Here is a 22,854-nt window from a genome sequence, read left to right on the forward strand (position 1 = left end):
CACCGCCACAGCGAAAGCGTTTCACAACAACTTTCGCGAGGCGGAATAGTCGTCTGGGTGAGTGTGCGGGACGCCACCGCGGAGGATCTCGCCGTCCAGATATTGACGAAGGCCGGTGCACGGGACGTCCATGTGCATGAGATACAGCGCGAATGGACGTTAAAGGACCGACCTTTATCCGAGATACAGCCCGATCCGCTGCTCCGCATCTAAGCAAGCGTGAGTTGACGATAAAGCGTTTCAACCCCGGGCCGTTTAACTCGAGACGCTTCAGGCGGTCGCGCACGTTCGCATACGAAAAAGCTTGATTTGCAGCTCTCGCCTCCTGCTCATTTGAGCGGTAGCTTGGACAGCGCCGATTCGATGACCCCCGAGGCCGAGACACATGACCATTCGCCTGCACCGTGGCGACCTGCCGGACCAGGACCTGGCGCGCTACACCCGTTCAGCCGCGATCGACACCGAGACCATGGGCCTCAATCCGCATCGCGACCGCCTGTGCGTGGTGCAGATGTCGCCGGGCGACGGCACCGCCGACGTGGTCCAGATCGCCGCCGGCCAGCATGACGCGCCGAACCTGAAAAAACTGCTGGGCAATCCCGGCATCGTCAAGATCTTTCACTTCGCGCGCTTCGATCTCGCCGCGCTGTTCAACGCGCTTGGCGTCATGCCGCAGCCGGTCTATTGCACCAAGATCGCCTCGCGGCTGACCCGCACCTACACCGACCGGCATGGCTTGAAAGATCTGGTGCGCGAACTGCTCAATGTCGATCTGTCCAAGCAACAGCAATCGAGCGACTGGGGATCACAGACGCTGAGTGATGCGCAGCTCGCCTATGCAGCCTCCGACGTGTTGCATCTGCATGCCCTGCGCGACAAGCTCGACGCCATGCTGGCGCGCGAGGATCGCGACAAGCTGGCGCACGCGTGTTTCGAATTCCTGCCGACGCGAGCCAGACTCGATCTCTCCGGATGGAGGGACGAGGACATTTTTGCGCATTCATGAACAGGCATGATCCGGTCTGCCGGGGGCGGCCCGCCCGGACCGGACCGGCTGCGACATGAACAATCCGCCCCGTTTCGGTCACACTCCTCGTTCTCGGTGGCGCCGGATTTGCGGTGTCGTCACGGCGAATTGAGCGCTGCGTCAGGTGTCGTGGGTCCTGCGAACTCATAAGACCGGCGCGAGGTGCATCGTCTTGCGATGTCCGGGCTGCCAAACCCCGCGGTTCGGGGTAGAATGGTCGGAGTGCGATCCCGACTGCGTCGATCCGACTCAAACACTGTTTTTTGATTGAGTATGATCCGATCCGAAAACCGGCTTTCACTTTTCGGGACCATGTTTTGAAACAGACGCCTGGAGCAGCGGTGTATCCGGTTCAGAAACCTACCCATCAGGCCGGGCTGGAAGCGCGTTTCGCCCGCGCGGCGCGCCACAGCCGCATGGTGCGGGCGTTGCGGATCGCGGTGCCGGCCGTGGTCGGACTCGTCATGACCGGACTGATCGCGATCGCGGTCTTCAATCCCTTTCGTGCGCTGGCCAAGCTGCCGCTCGACACCGACAATCTGGTGGTCTCCGGCACCAAGATCACGATGGAGTCGCCGCACCTGTCAGGCTTCACACCGGACAAGCGGCCCTACGAGATGCGCGCCACGACTGCGACGCAGGACATCACCGATCCCGATCATGTCGAACTGCATGCCTTGCGCGCCAAGGTGCTGATGGAAGACCGCACGACGGTGACGCTGGATTCCCGCACCGGGCTGTTCGACACGAAAACGCAGATCCTCGATCTGCACAAGGATATCCTCATGCAATCTTCGACGGGATACGAGGCGCGGCTGAACCACGCGCTGGTGGATATGGGCCGCGGCACCGTCACGTCGGACCAGCCTGTCGACGTCAAATTGCTGAACGGGACGCTGACCGCCGACACCATGAAGGTTTCCGAAAAGGGCGACGTGGTGCGATTCGAAAACAATGTCGTGATGCATCTGATCATGGACCGCCCTGTCGCGACCGCGGACGCGGCCCCGGAGGAGACGCTGCCGCCGGCACCCGCGGCAGAGGGCGCGCGCAGTCCCTCACGTAAACGCGGCAATACGAAATGATTCTGGCCATGCAAAGCCGTGTTCTTCCGCTGGCGACCCGGCTCGCCTGCCTGCTGTGCAGCGGACTGATCGCCTTCGCAGTGATGACGGCCGGCGAAGCGGCCGGGCAAAGCTCGATGCAGGGCGTTCCCAATGCGATGCAGGGCTTTTCCCAGAATCGCGATCAGCCGATCCAGATCGAGGCCGCCGCGCTGGAGATGCGCGACAAGAAGAAGGAGGCGACCTTCTCCGGAAACGTCAAGGTGGTGCAGGGCGACACCACGATGACGTCGAGGACCCTCGTGGTCTATTATGAGAGCGGCAAATCGGCCAATGCGAGGAGCAATGCGCCGGCGAAGACGACGATGGCCGCGGCGACGCCGGGTCCATCGGGCGCATCCTCCATCAAGCGGCTGGAGGCCAAGGGCAACGTGGTGGTGACGCAGAAGGATCAGGTCGTGACCGGCGAGACCGCTGTGTTCGACACCAAGACCAATCTGGTCACCATGCTCGGCGGGGTCGTTCTGACCCAGGGCAAGAACGTGCTGCGCGGCGACAGGCTGATCGTCGACATGACCACCGGCGTGTCGCGCGTCGAATCGAACAATGGACGGGTGCAGGGCCTTTTTCAGTCGTCCGGGCAGGGAGGGCCGTTGGCCGGACCGATGCCGCTTTCCGGATCCACACAAAAACCTAAATGATTTCAGCTAATTGTCGAAGCGCAGGGCGGCAGGAGTTGAACCCGCGGCGGTCCGTCGGTATCTACCGCGAACCGTTTTGAGGCGGCGGTGCAGTCGGGTATTGAGGGCCGCGACCGTTTCCTCATTCATGGTGAGGCGACGAATCAGGCACGCTGCGGGTGCGGGCGAACGACCGTGAGAGGCTGAGCAAGCGCCCATGGTGGACATCTTCAACGTGTTCCGCAAACGGCCGCAAAAACGCGGACCGCAAGCGTTTGCGCGAAACCAGCCCGACATCACGGCGCTCGGAGACGACGATAGGGTCGGCGAGATGCTGACCAATCCGGTGCGCGACGCACCGCCGATTGCCCGCGCGGCTCCCCGCGACGTTCCTCCGGCCCGGCCCGTCCCGCGAGCCCGGCCCCCGGTCCGCTCCGCGCCGGGAGCCCCTCGTCCACATGCCTCCTCCAACGGCGCGGCCGCTCCACGAATGGCCCAGCGTCCCGGCTACCTCGCCGTTCACGGCGTGGAAAAAAGTTTCGGCTCGCGCCAGGTGGTGCACGGCGTCAGCATCTATGTCCGTCGCGGCGAGGCGGTCGGCCTGCTGGGTCCGAACGGCGCCGGCAAGACCACCGTGTTCTACATGATCACCGGTCTTATTCCTGCCGATCGCGGCACGATCGAACTCGACGGTCACGACGTGACGAAGCTGCCGATGTATCAGCGGGCGCGGCTCGGCATCGGCTATCTGCCGCAGGAAGCCTCGATCTTCCGCGGCCTCAGCGTCGAACAGAATATCCGCGCGGTGCTCGAGGTCGTCGAGCCCAGCAAGAAGAAGCGCGAGGCCGAGCTCGATGCGCTGCTCGAGGAATTCAACATCAGCCGCTTGCGCAAGTCGCCCTCGATCGCGCTCTCCGGCGGCGAGCGGCGGCGCGTGGAAATCGCGCGCGCACTGGCGACGCGTCCGAACTACATGCTGCTCGACGAGCCGTTCGCCGGCATCGACCCGATCGCGGTCGGCGATATCCAGGATCTCGTGCGCCACCTGACCAATCGCGGCATCGGCGTGCTGATCACCGACCACAACGTTCGCGAAACGCTCGGCCTCACCGACCGCGCCTATATCGTTTACGCCGGCGAAATCCTGACCGAGGGCACTCCCGACGCGATCGTCAACGATCCCGACGTGCGTCGTCTCTATCTTGGCGAGGAATTCCGGCTTTAGAGCGTTCTCGCTATTGCCCGCCGGCTACTCGTCGTCATCATAACTGCGATAGAAACCGGGACCCGGCGCGACATAGTGCGGACGATGGTAGCGGTATTCGCCGCTGTCATCCTCATCATCGTCATCATGCCAGGATTCGACGTAACGCTGCGCGCGCGTGCGGTAGCAATTCCCGTCATCATCGCAAACCATACGAGTCGGAGCGACCGGCGCGACCTGCGGGGGCTCCCCGGCGTAGGAGAAGTCGGCGGCGGACGCCCGGAACGCGACCAGCAAACTCGCGGCCGCAACAAGAAGGCTCATTCTGAACATGTGTATTTTCTCGTGGTGCGTGAAGAGAACCGCCAAATCGAAGTCATCGAGCCCGGCTTCCGACTCCATCGGAAGCCGAACAGTTCTGGCGGCGGAACTGGTGCGTCGAAGCTGACGCGTGTCGGTGGCCAAATTTGGAACCTGGTCGGGCTTCTCGGAGGCGTGACGACCGTCGTCTCGCCGCATTCTTCGGTCTTCCTCGCGGGCAATACGGGGAGCGCAAAAATGAAAATCATGAAAGTCGTCGCCGCGGCCGCTTTGGCGTTGCCGCTCTTATCCTCGGCGCTACAGGCGCAGGAACGCGCCGGCGACGCTGCGCTGGGTGCGCTGTCGGGCGCGGTGGTGCTGGGTCCGGTCGGGGCGCTGGCCGGCGCTGTGGTCGGCTATACCGCCGGCCCGAAAATCGCTCGTTCATGGGGACTGCGTCACTCATCACGACGACCGCACCAGCGATCAGCCAGACGATCGCCGCGACGGCTGACGGCCGCGAATGATACGCGCCGCGCGGCGGGCATACAGACAACAGGCCCCAAACCAGCGGCGGCCGCTGCGCCACGCGCCGTCAACCTTGCGCCGGCGATGCCTCCGGTGCAGGCCTTGGATTGACGCCTTCCTGAGGGCCTTCTGGATTCTTGGCCTGGATTGAGTCGCCCGAATCAATCCCTGCGCGGATTACGACGGCCGCGCTGCCAGCGCATTTTGAGCAGCCGCGTCGATCCGACGTGGCTCGCGAAGAAAACGCGCCAGATTGGAATCATGATGCTCGCTCCTGATTCCGTCGGAGTCGGATTTCGCCACCGTCAAGGCGTATACATCTGGCCGCAAAAAAGTTAAGCAAGAATCGGACCAATTTTTGGACCGGTCTTGGCATGGCGCTGACGCAGAGACTCGAATTCCGACAGTCCCAGTCGCTGGTGATGACGCCGCAGCTCATGCAGGCGATCAAGCTGCTGCAACTGTCGAATCTCGACCTTGCCGCATTCGTCGAGAGCGAGCTGGAACGCAACCCGCTGCTGGAGCGCGCCGGCGACGACGGTCCTGATTCAGCGGCGGCGGACTCCGCACCCTCCGAAGCCGCCACCGGCTTTTCAGACAGCGAAGCCGCGGCGTTCGGGGAAGACGCCGCGGGCGATCGTCCCGGCGGCCAGGATTCCGAATCCGCGTCTGAGGAGTGGATGAACCGCGATCTCGGCAGCCGCACCGAGATCGAGCAGACCTTCGACAGCGGCCTCGAAAACGTCTTTCCGGAGGAACCGGCCGAGACCGCGGCGCGGACCGCACAGGATTCCGCACCGACCGCGTTCACCGAATGGGGCGGCGGCGCCTCGAGCGACGACAGCTACAATCTCGAAGCCTTCGTCGCCGCTGAAGTAACGCTTGCCGAATATCTCGCCGAACAGCTCGCGGTCGCGGTCACGGAGCCGGCGCAGCGCATGATCGGACAATATCTGATCGACCTCGTCGACGAAGCCGGTTACCTGCCCCCTGATCTCGGCGAAGCCGGCGACAAGCTCGGTGCCGCCGAACGTGATGTCGCTGCCGTGCTGGCAGTGCTTCAGAGCTTCGATCCGCCCGGGATTTGCGCCCGCAGCCTAAGCGAATGCCTTGCGATCCAGTTGCGCGAAAAGGACCGCTACGATCCGGCGATGCAGGCGCTGATCGAGCATCTCGACGTGCTGGCGAAGCGCGATTTCGCAGCCTTGCGCAGGATCTGCGGCGTCGATGACGAAGACCTTGCCGGGATGATCGGAGAAATTCGTCATCTCGATCCCAAGCCCGGATTGAAATTCGGCGCCACGCGCACGCAGACCGTGGTGCCGGATGTGTACGTCCGGCCCGGCCCCGACGGCGGCTGGCTCGTGGAACTCAACAGCGATACGCTGCCGCGCGTGCTGGTCAACCAGAGCTACTATGCGGAACTGTCGAAGACGATCCGCACGGACGGCGACAGGACCTATTTCACCGATTGCCTGCAGAACGCGACCTGGCTGGTCCGTGCGCTCGATCAACGCGCCCGCACCATTCTCAAGGTCGCGACCGAGATCGTGCGCCAGCAGGACGGCTTTTTCACGCACGGCATCGCACGCCTGAGGCCGCTCAATCTCAAGGCCGTGGCGGATGCGATCCAGATGCACGAGTCCACGGTGTCGCGCGTCACCGCCAACAAATACATGGCGACGAATCGCGGCATCTTCGAGCTGAAGTACTTCTTCACAGCGTCGATCGCCTCAGCCGACGGTGGCGACGCCCATTCGGCGGAGGCCGTCCGTCATCACATCAGGCGGTTGATCGAGGCGGAGGATCCGGCGGCCGTCCTGTCCGACGACACCATCGTGGAACAATTGCGCGAAGCCGGCATCGATATCGCCCGGCGCACCGTCGCGAAATATCGCGAGGCCCTGCGAATTCCATCCTCGGTGCAACGCCGCCGCGACAAGCAGAACCTGCCCGGCAAGCCGGGGACGGCGGCGGCGCCCCCGGCCGATCGTTCCAGCGACGCCACACCGGCTTGATTGCGCGCCCGCCACGCCCGATAATCCATTCCTACTCATGATGGACGAGGCGTGCCATGACACTTCGAATCTCGGGCAAGAGCATCAATGTCGGCGAGGCGCTGCGCGGGCGCCTCAGCGGTCGCACCGACGAAGTTCTCCGAAAATATTTTGACGGAAAGTATTCGGGTCACATCACGCTGAGCAAGGATGGTTTCGGGTTCCGTACCGACTGTGCGCTGCATCTGGATTCCGGAGTGACGCTCGAAGCCGAATCCAACGCCGCGGATGCCTATATGAGCGCCGATCAGGCGCTGCTGCAGATCGAGAAGCGGTTGCGCCGCTACAAGAGCCGCCTCAAGGATCGCTCGGCCCGCAAGGCGCATGCCGCGGCGGAAGCCATCGCCGACCTCGACGCGCCGAGCTACGTCATCGAGGCGCCCGCCGTGGACGGCGAAGACGAGGTTACCGCTTTCAATCCGGTCATCATCGCGGAAGCCACGACCTCGCTCAGGCGGCTCTCGGTCAGCGAGGCGGTGATGGAGCTCGATTTCACCGGCGTGCCCGTGCTGGTTTTCCAGCACGGCTCCAGCGGCCGCGTCAACGTGATCTATCGCAGGCCAGACGGCAATGTGGGCTGGATCGACCCGCCGGCGGTCAACGGCACGGCGTGACTTGCCGCAATTGACCCCGGGAGGCCGCTTCCGGAGCGGGGTGAGTGTGCGGTGGTTTCCCGCCCGCATCCCGCTCGAAATATTAGAATCGATCGCATCCACGATTTTGGATCGATTCGATCCAAAATCATCGTGATCTCGGATCCGCGGCCCCTCGGGATCGGTTTTCCACCGGGCGGAGGCGAAAGTTCAGGAATTGGCATCGGGCTCGCGTTAGACTATAAGGCCGGTCACCCGGCCGGAGGGCCGCGAACCATGTGCGTTCGCCCTGATGTGGGCTCACGCTGTTGCTGCTTGTCTGACGTGTCTTTCGCAACCTGACGGCAAAACTCACCTCGGAACGTCATATGATGATTACCGACCTGGTCGCACCCGAGGCGATCATTCCTGCGTTGAAAGTCAACAGCAAGAAACAGGCGCTGCAGGAACTGGCCGCGCGCGCTTCTGAATTGACGGGACAGAACGACCGCGCGATTTTTGAGGTCCTGTTGCGGCGTGAGAAGCTCGGAACCACGGCGGTCGGCTACGGCGTCGCGATTCCGCACGGCAAGCTGCAGAAACTCGACAAGATATTCGGCCTGTTCGCACGGCTCGACCGTCCGATCGATTTCGAGGCGATGGATGGCCAGCCGGTCGATCTGATTTTCCTGCTGCTGGCGCCCGAAGGCGCCGGCGCGGATCACCTGAAGGCTTTGGCGCGAATCGCCCGGCTGCTCCGCGATCAGGACATCGCCAACAAGCTGCGCGCCTCGCGCGATGCAGAGGCGATCTATTCGGTGCTGGCGCTGCCGCCGGCGACGGTCCCCTAAGCGGTTGCGAATCCCCCCCGCCAATGGTCCTTTGATTCCAACATTTGCGCCCCTTGTCGGCAGGGCTCTTGCGAATGATGGAATCAAAGGACCATTGGCGAATCATGAACTTCCTGTTGAGTCCTGGATTTGACATTCGCTTCACGAACTTGCGGCGCAACGGGCAGCGGGTGTCAAATCCATTCCGCTGGAGTGATTCTTGATTTAACGGAACGGATCCTCGCGGCATTGTGCTCTCCCCGAACAGGAGAGATGACGGGTCACTTGTCGTGATTTGCACAAGCATGGACCGACAAGAACCGCGACCGTTCGACATCCATCCGGAGCCATGATGCCGCCCGCAAAATCCATCCTGCTGATCTGCGCTTTCGTTCTTTCCGTCGTGGTGCCAGCCGGCGCAGCGGACCCGAGGCTTCTTGCAAGCCTCGGCAAGCTCGATCCGCAAACACGGCTGGAACAGGTCTGCGATCTCGCGGCCGTCAACCACATCGGCGTGAACGGAAAGCTTCCGAAACCCGATCGCGCCAAATCCAACGTCATTACTCCGCCACGACATCACGGCGACACGATCGAAGGCACCGGCGGCGCATTCCGCAGCGGCGGAAAATGGTACGCGTTCTCGTTCAAGTGCAAGACGTCGTCCGACCATCTCAACGTGTTGTCGTTCACCTATCACGTCGGCGCGGTGATCCCGAAGTCGAAGTGGCCGGAATACGGGTTGTGGGATTGAAAGGATGTCTTTGTCTCAGCCTGACCTGAATTGTCCCAGCGGACCGTCCTCACGCATTGTGACAAAGGCAAGGTAACGCCGCTCGACGTCCGCGAGGTCCTGGGGCATGTGAACATTCCGCCTGGCGGCGCCGACCACAAGATTGGCATGACGCTGCAGCGAGCCCATGCGGAGATGATCTCGCTCCGAACTGACGACCGACGTCAGCACCTCCAGCATCCGGATCAGCACGGCCGCATTTGACGCAGCCGCCTGACGGATCATGTGAAACATGGCGTCGAGCAATCCATCATACTGAATGGCCGGCACCATCAGCGCCACGCGATCGTCGCGCAGGTGAACGCCGTTCGGAAGATGAAGTGGCACAATATCGCAGAGTCCTGCGCCGAGCCGGTCCAGCACGCTCATCGCGGTATGTGGATCGTTGACCCCCGGCGACAGTGCGCGGACCGCGACCTCCACCAGTTGCCGGACCGCAAATTCGAGATCGGCCGAACTGACTCGCTGCGGACCGAGCGCAGTCGCGTTGCGAATCGCGGCATCGGCGCCTTCCACCGGAGGCATCATCACCGCGATCGGCGCGCCGGGAAAGACGTAGTGGCCCGGTCTGACGAGCAAGCGAAGGCTCGTGTTGTGTTCAGCCGCCCAGTTGGCCAAGCCTGTTTCATCAAGTTGTTGCAGGTATCCGCGACGCGTATCGGTGACCGGCGTGGCATCCGACCAGAAACTGTCCGGCGACGGTTCAGGTTGTCGCTTCTCGGTGGTCAGCCGCCGGAACGCCGAGCCGAGGTCCTCGCTGACAAGTCCGATGACTGTATCGACATTGATGCGGCTGGCCATGTGGCCAACAAAATAAACCAGCGTGACGACGCATCCGAAAGCCAGAACGATGCCGACGCTGAGAGCGAGATGCGGGACGAACGCTCCCTCGTCATGGGTGCGAACGCTGCGCAACACGACGAGTGCATAGGAGAATGTGCCGAGAAAGGCGCCGAGCGTAATCTGGTTGCCGCGGTCGCGAATGAAGTTGCGCAGCAGACGCGGACCCATCTGGCCAGCAGCCAGAGACAGTGCCGCGATGGTGATCGAAAACACCGTGCCGGCTACACCGATCGTGGAGGACGCGACAGCACCGAGCAAGGTCCGTGCACCCGTCGCACCGCCATCGTAAAGCCAGTTCTGAAGCAGCCAGGGCGGAACGATTCCACTACGGTCGAACGCCACTAATCCGAGCGCCGCAAGCACGCCCGCAAATACCATTAAGGCCGGCAGCAGCCAGAAGGTATCGCCAAGATCGTTCAGAAATTTTCGGATTCGGGCGGTCATTGTGCGGCCTCCCCTCGGACCACGCGGAGTTAGCGACACAGACCCGACGTCTGCCCCTGTAACGCACCCTTTAACGCATCAGTTGGACCATTGGTTGCCGACAGGAGGCGCGCTCAGTCCTTCACCACCCGCACGGCGCCGAGTGCGGCGCTGGTGGCATGCGCGGCATAGGCTTTCAGCGCCGCCGTCACGCGGCGCTTGCGTGGCGCGGGCTTCCACGCCTTGTCGCCCTTCGCCTCCATCGCCGCGCGGCGGCGCTCGATCTCGGCATCGTCGACCGCAAGATGCACCTTGCGATTGGGAATATCGAACTCGATCGTATCGCCTTCCTCGACAAGACCGATCGCGCCGCCCTCCGCCGCTTCTGGCGACGCGTGGCCGACCGACAGGCCGGCGGTGCCGCCGGAGAAACGGCCGTCGGTGATCAGCGCGCACTGCTTGCCGAGACCTTTCGATTTCAGATAGCTGGTCGGATACAGCATCTCCTGCATGCCGGGCCCGCCGCGCGGGCCTTCGTAACGGATGACGACGACGTCGCCTGCCTTGATCTTGTTGGTGAGAATGGCGTCCACCGCGGCGTCCTGGCTTTCGAAGATCCGCGCGGGGCCCGAGAACTTCAGGATGCTGTCGTCGACGCCGGCGGTCTTCACGATGCAGCCGTCGCGCGCGATGTTGCCGTAGAGCACCGCAAGACCGCCGTCCTTCGAGAAGGCGTGTTCGGCATCGCGGATGCAGCCATTTGAACGATCGGCGTCGAGTTCCTCGTACCGCCTGTCCTGGCTGAACGCGACCTCGGTGCGCACGCCGCCCGGCGCGGCCAGATAGAAATTGCGAACGCTATCGCTTTTCGTCCGCTTGATGTCCCAGCGTTCCAGCGCGTCGTTCAGCGAGGCGCTGTGAACCGTCGGCAGGCTGCTATCGATCAGGCCGGCGCGATCGAGTTCGCCGAGGATGCCCATGATGCCGCCGGCGCGATGCACGTCTTCCAGATGCACATCCGCCACCGAAGGCGCGACCTTGCACAGCACCGGCACGCGACGCGACAGCCGATCGATGTCCTTCATCGTGAACGGCACTTCGCCTTCGTAAGCCGCCGCGAGCAGATGCAGCACGGTGTTGGTGGAACCGCCCATCGAGATGTCGAGCGTCATCGCGTTCTCGAACGCCTTGAAGCTCGCGATCGCGCGCGGCAGCGCGCTGCCGTCGTCCTGCTCGTAGTACCGCCGCGCCAGATCGACGATCAGGTGGCCGGCCTCGATGAACAGGCCCTTGCGGTCGGCATGAGTGGCAAGCACCGAGCCGTTGCCCGGCAATGCGAGGCCGAGCGCCTCGGTCAGGCAGTTCATCGAATTGGCGGTGAACATGCCCGAACACGAGCCGCAGGTCGGACACGCGGAGCGTTCGATCACCTCGACCTCGGCGTCGGTCACCTTGTCGTCTGCGGCGGCGATCATGGCGTCGATCAAATCGATCGACCTGACCTTGCCGTTGAGATTGACCTTGCCGGATTCCATCGGACCGCCGGAGACGAACACCGACGGAATGTTGAGGCGCAGCGACGCCATCAGCATGCCGGGCGTGATCTTGTCGCAATTGGAGATGCAGACCATGGCGTCGGCGCAATGCGCGTTGACCATGTATTCGACGCTGTCGGCGATGATCTCGCGCGAAGGCAGGCTGTAGAGCATGCCGTCGTGGCCCATGGCGATGCCGTCGTCCACCGCGATGGTGTTGAACTCCTTGGCGACGCCGCCGGCCTTCTCGATCTCGCGCGCAACAAGCTGGCCGAGGTCCTTGAGGTGAACGTGGCCGGGCACGAACTGGGTGAAAGAGTTGACCACGGCGATGATCGGCTTGCCGAAATCCTCGTTCTTCATGCCGGTGGCGCGCCACAGTCCGCGGGCGCCGGCCATGTTGCGGCCGTGGGTGGAGGTTCGCGAGCGATAGGCGGGCATGGGTTTTTTCCCGGACGTTCAACAGTTTGGCGGGACCATACAGCCCCCGCCGGAGGCCGCAAACAGAAAAGCGGCTGCGCTCAACGCGCCGCCGCTTTCCGCTAACTCGTTGCTCCGCGCCGGCGGCGCAGGATCAGTGCACGCTGACGGCCTGCAGCTCGTTGCTCCAGGCGCTCGCGACCGCGGCCTCGCGCGAATCGGTGAGCATGATGGGCGTGCCGTCGGCGGCATGCAGCGCGAACAGCATGAGGCCTGGCGCGATTTTCGGAGCCTGCGGAAACAGTTCCGGCACGTCCTCGGAACGAACCTGTTTCACGTAGGCGATATGGCCTTCGCCGAGCTGCGCCAGCGTCTCGATCGAGACGCTTTCGGGTCGGAATGTGGAACTCACTTCACTCATGGTCTCGACTCCTTCTATAGACTAAGCGGTCGAGTCCGCTACTCGTTGCACTCGGATGCATGTTTTTCACCGGTTATTGCTTTTCCGGGCCATGCATTATTCGTGTTCATTGATCGCGATTGTCTTAACGACCCTTTCAGGTTCCGGCCTGGCCAGATCGATGGACAATAGCCCGTTTTTCAGGTCCGCGCCCAGCACCAACATCCCCTCCGCCAGCACGAAGGTGCGCTGGAAGTGGCGTGCGGCGATGCCGCGATGGATATATTGCCGGGCCTTGTCCTCCTGCTGCCGGCCCCGGATCACAAGCTGATTTTCCTCAATGGTCACATCGAGTTGGTCGCGGGTGAAGCCCGCCACCGCCAGCGTGATCCGCAGGCGCTCCGGCTCGCCGTTGTTACGGTCGCACCGCTCGATGTTGTAGGGAGGATAGCCGTCAGCGCCTTTGACGACGCGGTCGAGCGCACGCTCGATCTCGTCGAATCCCAGGAGGAACGGACTGGACAACGAAGGAACACGAGACATTCACAAAGTCCTCTCGAAGCGACTTTGACGCGCACGACCTTTGTCGGATCATGCGTTGGGGCCCTTGCGGCGCCCCGTGCGACCGTCTGGAGCTTTCCAGCCGGTCAAACCGAATATGGCGATGATTTGCATGCCGTTCAAGATGTCGGGCGCATCGCCAACACTTTGAAATCGGATCAGGAATCAAGCCGCTTGCGGCCGCAGGCGCTGAACAAATGGAGTTTGTCCTGCACTGCAACCGCGCGAACCCGCTCGCCGACCGACGGACCGCCCTGACCGGGAATGCGAACCAGAATCTCGCCGGGAGGCGGTTCGCCCGGCCCTGAGCTCGCTGTCCGCGCGCCGGCCGGCCGGCTGCGGATACCGTAGACATAGGTTTCGGCTCCGACCCGCTCGATCGCCTCGACGGTCAGTTCCAGCGCGACGCCGCCGGCGGGCGCCGGCTGGTCGGAGAGCGCCAGATCTTCCGGCCGGACCCCGAGAATGCCCGCCTGCCCTCCCGCGCCGGCGAGGTTTGCATCGTCGCCCTGCAAGGGAATCAGGTTCATCGGCGGCGCGCCGATGAACGACGCCACGAAGGTGGTGGCGGGCTTCCGGTAGATCTCCAGCGGATTGCCGACCTGCTCGACAAGGCCGCCGTTCATCACCACCAGAACGTCGGCGAGCGTCATCGCCTCGAGCTGGTCGTGGGTCACGTAGAGCGAGGTGGTCTTCAGCCGCCGTTGCAGCCTCCGGATCTCGACCCGCATGGCGATACGCAACTTGGCGTCGAGATTCGACAGTGGCTCGTCGAACAAAAACACCTTCGGCTGCCGCACGATCGCGCGGCCCATGGCGACGCGCTGGCGCTGGCCGCCGGAGAGTTGCTTCGGCTTGCGATCGAGCAGCGAGCCGATCTCGAGAATCTGCGCCGCCTCGCGCACGCGGCTGTCGATCTCCGGCTTGGCCACGCCGCGGTTGCGCAGGCCGTAGGCCATGTTGTTGTAGACGCTCATGTGCGGATAGAGCGCGTAGTTCTGGAACACCATCGCGATGTCGCGGTCGGCCGGCTCGATCTCGTTGACGATGCGGCCGCCGATCTCGATCTCGCCCGAGGTGACGGTCTCCAGGCCCGCCACCATGCGCAGCAGCGTGGACTTGCCGCAGCCGGAAGGGCCGACCAGCACGCACAACTGTCCGTCGCCGACCGCGAGGCTGATGCCCTTGATGGCCTCGACGTTGCCGGCATAGGTCTTGTGGGCGTTGCGGAGAGCGACGTCAGCCATGAGAGATCACTTCTCCGTCTCCACCAGTCCGCGCACGAACAGCTTTTGCATCACGACGACGATGAACACCGGCGGCAGCATCGCGAGCACCGCGGTCGCCATCACCACCGGCCATTCGGTCAGCGCGTCGGAGGTGACGATCATCTTGCGGATGCCGATCTGGATGGTCTGCATGTCGTCGCGGGTCGTGATCAGCAGCGGCCACAAATACTGATTCCAGCCGAGGATGAACAGGATCACGAACAGCGCCGCCATGTTGGTGCGCGACAACGGCAGCAGCGTATCCTTGAAGAAGCGGAACGGTCCCGCGCCGTCGATGCGCGAGGCCTCGAGCAGTTCGTCAGGCACCGTCATGAAGAATTGCCGAAACAACAGCGTCGCGGTGGCCGAGGCGATCAGCGGCAGCGTCAGTCCGGCGTAACTGTCGAGCAGATGCAGGTCTGCTGCGATCTTGTAGGTCGGATAGATGCGGACCTCGACCGGCAGCATCAGCGTGATGAAGATCAGCCAGAAAATCGTCATCCGGAACCGGAAGCGAAAATAGACCACGGCGTAGGCCGAGATGATCGAGATCGCGATCTTTCCCACCGCGATCAACATCGCCATCACGAACGAGTTGAACAGCATCACGAATACGGGCTCGCGCGTGGTGCCGGACGAGCCGATGAACAGCGTCCTGTAAAACGTTTCGAGGAAGTGATCGCCCGGCAGCAGCGACATCTGGCCGTTGGCGATGGTGGCGGTGTCCTGCGTGGTCGCGACGAAGGCGAGATAGACCGGAAAAGCCACGATCAGCACGCCGATGCAAAGCACGACGTGGGGAATGAGGTTGCCGAATTTCTGCCGCTCGATCATCAGGGGCATCCCTCGCGCAAGTTCTCCGTCATGCCCGGCCTTGTGCCGGGTATCCACGTCTTTACGACAGCAAGGCAGGCAAGACGTGGATGGCCGGGACAAGCCCGGCCATGACGATCGTGTTCGAGACACCGCGCCATCAGTAATTCACCTTGCGTTCGACAAAACGGAACTGGATCGCGGTCAGCACGATCACGATGCCCATCAGGATCACGGACTGCGCCGCCGAGCCGCCGAGATTGCCGCCGAGCAGGCCGTCCTCGTAGACCTTGTAGACAAGCGTCTCGGTCGCATTCGCCGGCCCGCCACGCGTCATGGTGTCGATGATGCCGAAAGTATCGAAGAAGGCGTAGACGATGTTGACGACGACGAGGAAGAAGATCGTCGGCGACAGCAGCGGAACGATGATGGTCCAGAATCGTCGCGCCGGTCGCGCGCCGTCGATCGCCGCCGCCTCGATCACGCTCGATGGGATGGCCTGAAGACCGGCGAGAAAAAACAGGAAGTTGTAGGAGATCTGCTTCCATGCCGCCGCGAGGATGATCAGCGCTGCCGCCTGATTGCCGTCGAGCAGAGGATTCCAGTCGACGCCGATGGCGCGCAGTCCATGCGCGATGATGCCGAGCGATGGATTGAGCATGAATACCCAGAGCACGCCGACCACCGGCGGCGAGATCGCATAGGGCCAGATCAGCAGCGTTCGGTAGACGGCGCTGCCGCGCAGCGGCTTGTCGGCCATGACGGCGAGCAGCAGCGCCAGCGACAGCGACGACAGCGCGATCAGGAAGGAAAACACGAAGGTGCGGACGACCGCGTCGAAATAGTCGGGCTGGTTCAATACGTCCCGGTAGTTGTCGAGCCAAACGAAGGCTGTCGACAGTCCGAAAGCGTCCTGCAGCAGGAACGACTGGATGACCGCCTGCACGGCGGGCCAGTAGAAGAAGATCAGCACCACGGCGAGCTGCGGCGCGACCAGAAGATAAGGCAGCAGACGCGAATGAAAGACGGACTGCTTTTGCATCGGCTATCGCCCCCGCATCGCCACTGTTCTCCGCCCCGCTCTTGCGCCGGGGAGGGACACGATACTTCACGCCGAAACGAAGTCGATCAGCGTCCAGGGGACAGGGGCGCCGGCTACTTCGCCACCGTCCGCTCGAACTGGCGCAGCATGACATTGCCGCGCTCCACCGCCGCGTCGAGCGCCTGCTGCGCGGTCTTCTTGCCCGCCAGCGCCTGCTCGATCTCCTCGGCCCAGACGTCGCGCAATTGCACCATGTTGCCGAGCCGCAGCCCGCGGGAATTCTCGGTCGGCTCCTTGTTGGTCAATTCCTTCAACGGCGTTTCGAGATAGGGATGGTCCTTGTAGAAACCCTCCTCCTTGGCCTTGGCATAGGCCGCCTTGGTGATCGGCAGATAACCGGAGGCCTTGTGGATATAGACCTGTCGATCGGTGTCGGAGAGGAAGGCGAGGAACCTGGCGACGCCCTTGTAGACTTCGGGCGATTTGCCGCCCATCACCCATAGCGATGCCCCGCCGATGATCGAATTCTGCGGCGCGTCCTTGACGTCGGGATAGTAGGGCATCGGCGCGTTGGTCCAGTGGAATTTGGCCTGCTTGCTGACATTGCCGAAGAAGCCCGACGAGGTCAGGAAGATCGGACATTCGCCCGACGTGAAGCGCCCCTCGCCGGTGTTGGTCCGGCCGGAATAGTCGTAGGTCTTGTCCTTCTGGAGGTCGATCAGGTTCTGCAGATGGCGCACCTGGAGCGGTCCGTTGAACACCAGCTTGGTGTCGAAACCGTCGAGACCGTTGGCCTTGGTCGCGAGCGGCACATTGTGCCAGGCCGAAAGCTGTTCGAGATTGACCCAGGTCACCCAGGCGTTGGAGAAGCCGCAGGTGGCATAACCGGCCGCTTTCAGTTTCCTGGCGTCGTCGAACACTTCCGGCCAGGTCTTGGGAATCTCGGCAATGTCGGCTTTCTTCAGCGCGTCGAGGTTGACCCACATCACGGTGGATGACGAGTTGAACGGAAACGACAGCATCTCGCCCTTGGAGGTCGAATAGTAGCCGGTGATGGTCGGCAGATAGGCCTTCGGATCGAACTTCTCGCCGGTCTCGGCCATCAGCTTGTAGACCGGCTTCACCGCCCCGGTCGCCACCATCATGGTGGCGGTGCCGACCTCGAACACCTGCAGAATCGCGGGCGCGGTGCCGGCCCGGAATGCCGCGATGCCGGCATTCATGGTGTCGGCGTAGCCACCCTTGTAGGTCGGGACGACCTTGTAGTCGCTCTGCGAGGCATTGAAATCGTTGGCGAGCTTGACGATGACGTCGTTGTTGCCGCCGGTCATGGCGTGCCACCACTGGATTTCCGTCACGGCGTGGGCGGGCGTGGCCAGGGCGAGAACGGCGGCGACCACGGCCGCGCCGGCAAATCGTCGAATACCCATCATTTTCCTCAAGAGTTGGCCGTTATCTTCATTTCGCGCGATACGGCGCTGGATAACCTGCAAACGATCCTGAAAGCGAAAGGAAGGATACCGGGCAAACTGCGTTCAGGGAAAGGTCAAATCCGAGGAACGAAATCGCCCGTATCAAACGGGACTTCTCGTGGCCGGGTTCCATCGCATGATGGCAAGATCGGGTTTAGATGGAATCAGGAAGTCTCCCGCCGGACATTATGGGGCCATCCACGTCCTTGGATGCCAGCAAAAGCGGGGCGCAAAAAGCGGGGCGCAGGTCAGGCGATCTTGAAAAATCGGCCGGACAGTGGTGGAGCCAGGCGGGATCGAACCGCCGACCTCTTGCATGCCATGCAAGCGCTCTCCCAGCTGAGCTATGGCCCCTTGATAGATCCGCACCAAATCAGGGCAGCGCGGTCTAATAAAGACCCTGAACCACAGTTCAGGGCCGATCTCAAGTCTCCTCGTCGTCGCCGACGTCGCCGATGATGTCGGTCACGTCCTCATCGCCCTCTTCCTCGTCGGCGATGAAGGTGGAGTCGTCGTCCTCGTCATCGTCGAGGGTGTCGTCGATCTCGATATCGTCCTCGGATTCGGGAACGACGGCCTTCTTGACCTTGCCGGTGTTCTCCTCGGCGTCGGCCTCCTCCAGCGAAACCATCTCTTCGGCTTCCGCGGGCTCCGGCGCCGTATCGGACGCGGACGCCGCGGCAGCAGCGGCGCGCGCAGCCTCGCCGCGGGTTCGCATCGGCGCCACAACGATCGGCACCACCTCGCCGGTATAGGGGGAGATCACAGGGTTCTTGTTCAGATCGTAGAACTTCTTGCCAGTGGTCGGGCAAATGCGCTTGGTTCCGAGCTCGGATTTGGCCACGTGTGGAATCCCGGGATATTCTTGAAAAGCGGAGCTTCACTTGGCTAGTTGCGACGGCCCTGTCAATAGCGCTTTGCAGACGAGCCGACAGACGTGACGCACGGGCGACCCTGTGATACCAGCCGCCCACAACAGGAACCCGCAATCTTGACTCATTCCGGCCGGCCTACCCCGCTCGAAGCGCGAAAATGCCAGTCGCTGACCGGCCGCGTCCGGGTGCCCGGCGACAAGTCGATCTCCCACCGGTCGTTGATTCTGGGTGCGCTGGCGGTCGGAGAAACCCGGATCTCGGGCCTTCTCGAAGGCGAGGACGTGCTCAACACCGCCAAGGCGATGCGGGCGCTGGGCGCCAGGGTCGAGCGGATGGATGACAAGGGCGGAGCCGTCTGGTCGGTGCGCGGCGCCGGCACCGGCGGGCTCGCGGCGCCCACGGTCCCGCTCGATTTCGGCAATTCCGGCACCGGATGCCGTCTCGTGATGGGCGCGGTCGCCGGTTGTCCGATCACCGCGACCTTCGATGGCGACAGTTCGCTGCGCTCGCGGCCGATGCGGCGCATCCTCGATCCGCTGGAATTGATGGGCGCGCGGGTGGTTTCGCAAAGCGACGGCGGCCGCCTGCCCTTGTCATTGCAGGGCGCGCGCGATCCGCTGCCGATCGTGTACCGCACGCCGGTCGCCTCGGCGCAGATCAAGTCGGCGGTGCTGCTGGCGGGATTGTCCGCGCCGGGTGTCACCACCGTCATCGAGCAAGAGGCCAGCCGCGATCACACCGAGCTGATGCTGGCGCATTTTGGCGCAACCATTGTTTCCGTGCCGGACGGCGCACACGGGCGCAAAATCTCGCTGACCGGACAGCCAGAGTTGCACGGCGCCGAGGTCACGGTGCCGGCCGATCCATCGTCGGCCGCGTTTCCGATCGTCGCCGCGCTGATCACCCCAGGCTCCGACGTCATTCTGACCGACGTCATGACCAACCCGCTGCGAACCGGGCTGTTCGCAACGCTGCGAGAGATGGGCGCCTCGATCGAGGAAAGCGAAACGCGCAGCGATGCCGGCGAACCGATGGCGCAACTGCGCGTGCGCGCCTCGAAGCTGCGCGGCGTCGAGGTTCCGGCTGCGCGAGCGCCATCGATGATCGACGAATATCTCGTGCTCGCGGTCGCGGCTGCGTTTGCGGAGGGCGCTACCGTGATGCGCGGCCTGCAGGAATTGCGCGTCAAGGAATCCGACCGCCTGGAAGCGACCGCCGCCATGCTGCGCGTCAATGGCGTCGCGGTCGAGATCGACGGCGACGACCTGATCGTCGAGGGGCGCGGCCATGTGCCGGGCGGCGGCCTCGTCGCCACCCACATGGATCATCGCATCGCGATGTCGGCGCTGGCGATGGGCTGCGCGTCGGACTTACCGGTCAAGGTCGATGACACCGCCTTCATCGCCACGAGCTTTCCGGATTTCGTGCCAATGATGCGGCGGCTGGGGGCAGACTTCGCATGATCATCGCCATCGACGGCCCTGCGGCTTCGGGAAAAGGCACGCTCGGCAAGCGCCTTGCCGCGCACTATCACTTTCGCCATCTCGATACCGGGGTAATCTATCGCGCGGTCGCAAAAGCCCTGATCGACGCTGGCGCGGATCCGTCCGACGAAGCGCGCGCGGTGGCGGCCGCGCACGAACTCGACCCGGAAAAATTCGGCCATCCGGCCCTGAAAACCCGGGCGATCGGCGAAGCGGCTTCGGTGGTGTCGGCATTTCCACAGGTGCGTGAGGCGCTTCTGACCTTTCAGCGCCAGTTCGCCGCCGAACCGCCAGGCGCGGTGCTCGACGGCCGCGACATCGGGACCGTGATCTGCCCCGACGCCGACGTGAAGATTTTCGTGGTGGCCGATCCCATCATACGCGCCCGCCGGCGCACGCTGGAGGCGCGCTCGCGCGGCGAGGATGTCGACGAGGCGGTGGTTCTGGCAGACATCCTCAAACGCGACGACCGGGATCGCAACAGGCCCGTCGCACCGCTGAAGGCGGCCGCGGACGCTCACGTGCTCGACAATTCCAATCTCGATATCGAGGCCGGCCTGAAGGCCGCCATCGCCATTGTCGAGGCGGTCAGGGCCGGACGCCTCCGCAGATGAGCGCACGCCGGACGCTGTCGATCACCGGGAAGCGGTGATGCAGGCGCGGTTTTTGTGGCGCGCGTTCAAGGCACTTGCGCCCGGCGGCGTCCGGCCACTATCCGCATTCGATGCCGAACTCCACCAGAAGCAAGCCGGCTCACGATTCTGGGACGCGAAAGACTATTGCAACAATTTCCTCTTTCGGCCGCGAAGACAGCGCCATTCCGCTTCCAACGGAATCAGAAGCGAAGCTTTATGATTTTGATTTGACGCGCTTTCTTCGCGCCGATCGCCATCCCTCCTCGGGTCGGTCCCGGGGACATGCCTCGCGCAAAAGCGGGAGTCAGACGTTCCGAAACCGGGGCCCTTGCACGTACTCCCTTGTTTACCGCAGCTTTTGCCGTTATATCCTGCGCATCCGGACCATCGTCGAAGTGTCGAGGCTGTCCGAGCGGGCCGGCCGGGGTTTCAAACTCCCGCCGTCATGGAGGAACGTCCCGCTCCGTCTTGATGTCGGTCGTTCTGCGGTCGATCGCTCGCCAAGGGCTCCCGGAGACATTCATCGTTTCGAACGTGAAGGCTGCTGCCGGCCCGTTGTTGCATGTTCCCGCACAGCGGTCGTCAGGATTGCGGACCCCTGACCCTTCCCGCGTGAAACGCCCGTCAACCTGAACCGCCGGCAAGTATCCCGCTTTGGAGAACAAATGGCTTCGACTGATACCTACAACCCGTCCCGTGACGATTTTGCCGCAATGCTCGACGAGTCCTTCGCCGGCGGCAACCTGCAGGAAAGCTCCGTCATCAAGGGCAAGGTGGTCGCGATCGAGAAGGACATGGCCGTCATCGATGTCGGCCTCAAGACCGAAGGCCGCGTGGCGCTGCGCGAATTCTCCGGACCCGGCCGCGAGAGCACCCTGAAGGTCGGCGACGAGGTCGAGGTGTTCCTCGATCGCATCGAGAACGCACTCGGCGAGGCCGTGCTGTCGCGCGATAAAGCGCGCCGCGAAGAAAGCTGGGGCAAGCTCGAAAAGGCATTCCAGAATAACGAGAAGGTGCACGGCGTCATCTTCAATCAGGTCAAGGGCGGCTTCACGGTCGATCTCGACGGTGCGGTCGCCTTCCTGCCGCGCTCGCAGGTGGACATCCGCCCGATCCGCGACGTCGGCCCGCTGATGAACAACACGCAGCCGTTCCAGATCCTCAAGATGGATCGCCGCCGTGGCAACATCGTCGTCTCGCGCCGCACCGTGCTCGAAGAGACCCGCGCCGAGCAGCGTCAGGAACTGGTGCAGAACCTCGAAGAGGGTCAGGTGATCGACGGCGTGGTGAAGAACATCACCGACTACGGCGCATTCGTTGATCTCGGCGGCATCGACGGCCTGCTGCACGTCACCGATATCGCCTGGCGCCGCGTCAATCATCCGACCGAGGTGCTGGCCATCGGCCAGACGGTGAAGGTCAAGATCATCAAGATCAACCACGAGACCCACCGCATCTCGCTCGGCATGAAGCAGCTCCTGGACGATCCGTGGCAGGGCATCGAGGCGAAGTATCCGCTCAACGCCCGCTTCACAGGCCGCGTCACCAACATCACCGACTACGGCGCGTTCGTCGAACTGGAGCCGGGCATCGAGGGCCTGATCCACGTCTCCGAGATGTCGTGGACCAAGAAGAACATGCACCCCGGCAAGATCGTCTCGACCTCGCAGGAAGTCGAGGTGCAGGTGCTGGAAGTCGATTCCATCAAGCGGCGGATTTCGCTCGGTCTCAAGCAGACCATGCGCAACCCGTGGGAAGCGTTCGTCGAGAAGCACCCGGTCGGCTCGACCGTGGAGGGCGAGGTCAAGAACAAGACCGAGTTCGGTCTGTTCCTCGGCCTGGAAGGCGACGTCGACGGCATGGTCCACCTCTCCGATCTCGACTGGAAAGTGCCGGGCGAGCAGGTCATCGACAACTTCAAGCGCGGCGACATGGTCAAGGCCGTCGTGCTCGACGTCGACGTCGAGAAGGAACGCATCTCGCTCGGCGTCAAGCAGCTCGAAGGCGACCCGTTCGCCGAGCCGGGCGACG

Annotated in this window: 22 protein-coding genes, 1 tRNA gene and 1 pseudogene; 13 read left to right on the top strand and 11 right to left on the bottom strand. The window is 63.2% G+C overall.

Translation table 11 applies throughout. The features are described 5' to 3' along the window. The 5 genes and pseudogenes from BGN91_RS02835 to lptB all read left to right on the top strand — a co-directional run. Nucleotides 1–213, top strand: a pseudogene (locus BGN91_RS02835) (hypothetical protein); the annotation flags it as partial. A 172-nt stretch (nucleotides 214–385) separates the two neighbouring features. After that, nucleotides 386–1,006, top strand: a complete 621-nt coding sequence (locus tag BGN91_RS02840; RefSeq protein ID WP_292610440.1) for a ribonuclease D — start codon at nucleotides 386–388, stop codon at nucleotides 1,004–1,006. A gap of 362 nt (nucleotides 1,007–1,368) precedes the next feature. After that, nucleotides 1,369–2,112 carry an LPS export ABC transporter periplasmic protein LptC gene (gene lptC / locus BGN91_RS02845; RefSeq protein ID WP_292610461.1) on the top strand — a complete coding sequence of 248 codons (744 nt, stop codon included), beginning with the start codon at nucleotides 1,369–1,371 and terminating at the stop codon, nucleotides 2,110–2,112. Then, a complete protein-coding gene (locus BGN91_RS02850; RefSeq protein ID WP_292610441.1) occupies nucleotides 2,109–2,792 on the top strand; it encodes an LptA/OstA family protein in 684 nt (227 codons plus the stop codon). Before lptC ends, BGN91_RS02850 begins: the two co-directional genes overlap by 4 nt. A gap of 196 nt (nucleotides 2,793–2,988) precedes the next feature. After that, on the top strand, nucleotides 2,989–3,996 hold the full coding sequence (lptB, locus tag BGN91_RS02855; protein ID WP_292610442.1) for an LPS export ABC transporter ATP-binding protein: 1,008 nt from the start codon (nucleotides 2,989–2,991) through the stop codon (nucleotides 3,994–3,996). A 24-nt stretch (nucleotides 3,997–4,020) separates the two neighbouring features. Here lptB and BGN91_RS02860 read toward each other — a convergent pair whose 3' ends face one another. Beyond that, the gene (locus BGN91_RS02860) at nucleotides 4,021–4,440 is read right to left on the bottom strand and encodes a hypothetical protein (RefSeq protein ID WP_292610443.1); all 420 of its coding nucleotides are present in this window, start codon (nucleotides 4,438–4,440) and stop codon (nucleotides 4,021–4,023) included. A gap of 93 nt (nucleotides 4,441–4,533) precedes the next feature. On the opposite strand from BGN91_RS02860, the gene BGN91_RS02865 reads away from it, so the two are divergent. From BGN91_RS02865 to BGN91_RS02885, 5 genes are all read left to right on the top strand, one after another. Continuing rightward, on the top strand, nucleotides 4,534–4,914 hold the full coding sequence (locus tag BGN91_RS02865; protein ID WP_292610444.1) for a DNA-directed RNA polymerase subunit N: 381 nt from the start codon (nucleotides 4,534–4,536) through the stop codon (nucleotides 4,912–4,914). 263 nt (nucleotides 4,915–5,177) lie between these two features. Beyond that, entirely contained in the window at nucleotides 5,178–6,821 is a 1,644-nt protein-coding gene (gene rpoN / locus BGN91_RS02870; protein WP_292610445.1) for an RNA polymerase factor sigma-54, read from the top strand. 56 nt (nucleotides 6,822–6,877) lie between these two features. Next, on the top strand, nucleotides 6,878–7,474 hold the full coding sequence (gene raiA / locus BGN91_RS02875; protein ID WP_292610446.1) for a ribosome-associated translation inhibitor RaiA: 597 nt from the start codon (nucleotides 6,878–6,880) through the stop codon (nucleotides 7,472–7,474). Nucleotides 7,475–7,821: 347 nt separating this feature from the next. Continuing rightward, entirely contained in the window at nucleotides 7,822–8,283 is a 462-nt protein-coding gene (gene ptsN / locus BGN91_RS02880) for a PTS IIA-like nitrogen regulatory protein PtsN (protein ID WP_292610447.1), read from the top strand. A 331-nt stretch (nucleotides 8,284–8,614) separates the two neighbouring features. Continuing rightward, a complete protein-coding gene (locus BGN91_RS02885; protein ID WP_292610448.1) occupies nucleotides 8,615–9,013 on the top strand; it encodes a DUF930 domain-containing protein in 399 nt (132 codons plus the stop codon). Between the two features lie 15 nt (nucleotides 9,014–9,028). Here the strand turns inward: BGN91_RS02885 and BGN91_RS02890 are convergent, their stop codons facing one another. The 10 genes from BGN91_RS02890 to BGN91_RS02935 form a co-directional block, all read right to left on the bottom strand. After that, a complete protein-coding gene (locus tag BGN91_RS02890) occupies nucleotides 9,029–10,339 on the bottom strand; it encodes a DUF2254 domain-containing protein (protein WP_292610449.1) in 1,311 nt (436 codons plus the stop codon). A 113-nt stretch (nucleotides 10,340–10,452) separates the two neighbouring features. After that, complete coding sequence (gene ilvD / locus BGN91_RS02895) at nucleotides 10,453–12,294, bottom strand: dihydroxy-acid dehydratase (protein ID WP_292610450.1); 1,842 nt, start codon at nucleotides 12,292–12,294, stop codon at nucleotides 10,453–10,455. Nucleotides 12,295–12,427: 133 nt separating this feature from the next. Further along, complete coding sequence (locus BGN91_RS02900) at nucleotides 12,428–12,694, bottom strand: DUF1150 domain-containing protein (protein ID WP_292610451.1); 267 nt, start codon at nucleotides 12,692–12,694, stop codon at nucleotides 12,428–12,430. A gap of 96 nt (nucleotides 12,695–12,790) precedes the next feature. Next, nucleotides 12,791–13,216 (bottom strand): Hsp20 family protein, encoded by a 426-nt coding sequence (locus tag BGN91_RS02905; RefSeq protein WP_292610452.1) that lies wholly within the window; start codon nucleotides 13,214–13,216, stop codon nucleotides 12,791–12,793. 176 nt (nucleotides 13,217–13,392) lie between these two features. Further along, nucleotides 13,393–14,481 carry a sn-glycerol-3-phosphate import ATP-binding protein UgpC gene (locus BGN91_RS02910; RefSeq protein WP_292610453.1) on the bottom strand — a complete coding sequence of 363 codons (1,089 nt, stop codon included), beginning with the start codon at nucleotides 14,479–14,481 and terminating at the stop codon, nucleotides 13,393–13,395. 6 nt (nucleotides 14,482–14,487) lie between these two features. Continuing rightward, the gene (gene ugpE / locus BGN91_RS02915; protein ID WP_292610454.1) at nucleotides 14,488–15,336 is read right to left on the bottom strand and encodes a sn-glycerol-3-phosphate ABC transporter permease UgpE; all 849 of its coding nucleotides are present in this window, start codon (nucleotides 15,334–15,336) and stop codon (nucleotides 14,488–14,490) included. Between the two features lie 139 nt (nucleotides 15,337–15,475). After that, nucleotides 15,476–16,357, bottom strand: coding sequence for a sn-glycerol-3-phosphate ABC transporter permease UgpA (gene ugpA / locus BGN91_RS02920; protein ID WP_292610455.1), 882 nt, complete (start codon nucleotides 16,355–16,357; stop codon nucleotides 15,476–15,478). Nucleotides 16,358–16,470: 113 nt separating this feature from the next. Next, nucleotides 16,471–17,787 carry a sn-glycerol-3-phosphate ABC transporter substrate-binding protein UgpB gene (gene ugpB / locus BGN91_RS02925; RefSeq protein WP_292610456.1) on the bottom strand — a complete coding sequence of 439 codons (1,317 nt, stop codon included), beginning with the start codon at nucleotides 17,785–17,787 and terminating at the stop codon, nucleotides 16,471–16,473. A gap of 320 nt (nucleotides 17,788–18,107) precedes the next feature. Next, nucleotides 18,108–18,183, bottom strand: a tRNA-Ala gene (locus tag BGN91_RS02930). A gap of 70 nt (nucleotides 18,184–18,253) precedes the next feature. Continuing rightward, the gene (locus BGN91_RS02935; protein ID WP_292610457.1) at nucleotides 18,254–18,673 is read right to left on the bottom strand and encodes a TIGR02300 family protein; all 420 of its coding nucleotides are present in this window, start codon (nucleotides 18,671–18,673) and stop codon (nucleotides 18,254–18,256) included. A gap of 147 nt (nucleotides 18,674–18,820) precedes the next feature. Between BGN91_RS02935 and aroA the strand changes: the two genes are divergently transcribed. The 3 genes from aroA to rpsA all read left to right on the top strand — a co-directional run. Next, a complete protein-coding gene (gene aroA / locus BGN91_RS02940) occupies nucleotides 18,821–20,167 on the top strand; it encodes a 3-phosphoshikimate 1-carboxyvinyltransferase (RefSeq protein ID WP_292610458.1) in 1,347 nt (448 codons plus the stop codon). Beyond that, a complete protein-coding gene (gene cmk, locus BGN91_RS02945; protein ID WP_292610459.1) occupies nucleotides 20,164–20,802 on the top strand; it encodes a (d)CMP kinase in 639 nt (212 codons plus the stop codon). The genes aroA and cmk overlap by 4 nt, the downstream gene beginning before the upstream one ends. Before the next feature lie 686 nt (nucleotides 20,803–21,488). Then, nucleotides 21,489–22,854: 30S ribosomal protein S1 (rpsA, locus tag BGN91_RS02950; RefSeq protein ID WP_292610460.1), on the top strand; the 1,366-nt coding region annotated here is incomplete at its 3' end.

The sequence above is a fragment of the Nitrobacter sp. 62-13 genome, assembly GCF_001896955.1.
Taxonomy (GTDB): Bacteria; Pseudomonadota; Alphaproteobacteria; order Rhizobiales; family Xanthobacteraceae; genus Nitrobacter.

What these genes read in the sequence shown, in the direction of transcription:
- ugpB (WP_292610456.1), bottom strand. Translation starts at nt 17,787, where the DNA reads ATGGGTATTCGACGATTTGCCGGCGCGGCCGTGGTCGCCGCCGTTCTC.
- ugpA (WP_292610455.1), bottom strand. Translation starts at nt 16,357, where the DNA reads ATGCAAAAGCAGTCCGTCTTTCATTCGCGTCTGCTGCCTTATCTTCTG.
- BGN91_RS02885 (WP_292610448.1), top strand. Translation starts at nt 8,615, where the DNA reads ATGCCGCCCGCAAAATCCATCCTGCTGATCTGCGCTTTCGTTCTTTCC.
- rpoN (WP_292610445.1), top strand. Translation starts at nt 5,178, where the DNA reads ATGGCGCTGACGCAGAGACTCGAATTCCGACAGTCCCAGTCGCTGGTG.
- BGN91_RS02850 (WP_292610441.1), top strand. Translation starts at nt 2,109, where the DNA reads ATGATTCTGGCCATGCAAAGCCGTGTTCTTCCGCTGGCGACCCGGCTC.
- BGN91_RS02900 (WP_292610451.1), bottom strand. Translation starts at nt 12,694, where the DNA reads ATGAGTGAAGTGAGTTCCACATTCCGACCCGAAAGCGTCTCGATCGAG.
- raiA (WP_292610446.1), top strand. Translation starts at nt 6,878, where the DNA reads ATGACACTTCGAATCTCGGGCAAGAGCATCAATGTCGGCGAGGCGCTG.
- cmk (WP_292610459.1), top strand. Translation starts at nt 20,164, where the DNA reads ATGATCATCGCCATCGACGGCCCTGCGGCTTCGGGAAAAGGCACGCTC.
- BGN91_RS02890 (WP_292610449.1), bottom strand. Translation starts at nt 10,339, where the DNA reads ATGACCGCCCGAATCCGAAAATTTCTGAACGATCTTGGCGATACCTTC.
- ilvD (WP_292610450.1), bottom strand. Translation starts at nt 12,294, where the DNA reads ATGCCCGCCTATCGCTCGCGAACCTCCACCCACGGCCGCAACATGGCC.
- BGN91_RS02840 (WP_292610440.1), top strand. Translation starts at nt 386, where the DNA reads ATGACCATTCGCCTGCACCGTGGCGACCTGCCGGACCAGGACCTGGCG.
- ptsN (WP_292610447.1), top strand. Translation starts at nt 7,822, where the DNA reads ATGATGATTACCGACCTGGTCGCACCCGAGGCGATCATTCCTGCGTTG.
- BGN91_RS02910 (WP_292610453.1), bottom strand. Translation starts at nt 14,481, where the DNA reads ATGGCTGACGTCGCTCTCCGCAACGCCCACAAGACCTATGCCGGCAAC.
- ugpE (WP_292610454.1), bottom strand. Translation starts at nt 15,336, where the DNA reads ATGATCGAGCGGCAGAAATTCGGCAACCTCATTCCCCACGTCGTGCTT.
- BGN91_RS02865 (WP_292610444.1), top strand. Translation starts at nt 4,534, where the DNA reads ATGAAAATCATGAAAGTCGTCGCCGCGGCCGCTTTGGCGTTGCCGCTC.
- lptB (WP_292610442.1), top strand. Translation starts at nt 2,989, where the DNA reads ATGGTGGACATCTTCAACGTGTTCCGCAAACGGCCGCAAAAACGCGGA.
- BGN91_RS02905 (WP_292610452.1), bottom strand. Translation starts at nt 13,216, where the DNA reads ATGTCTCGTGTTCCTTCGTTGTCCAGTCCGTTCCTCCTGGGATTCGAC.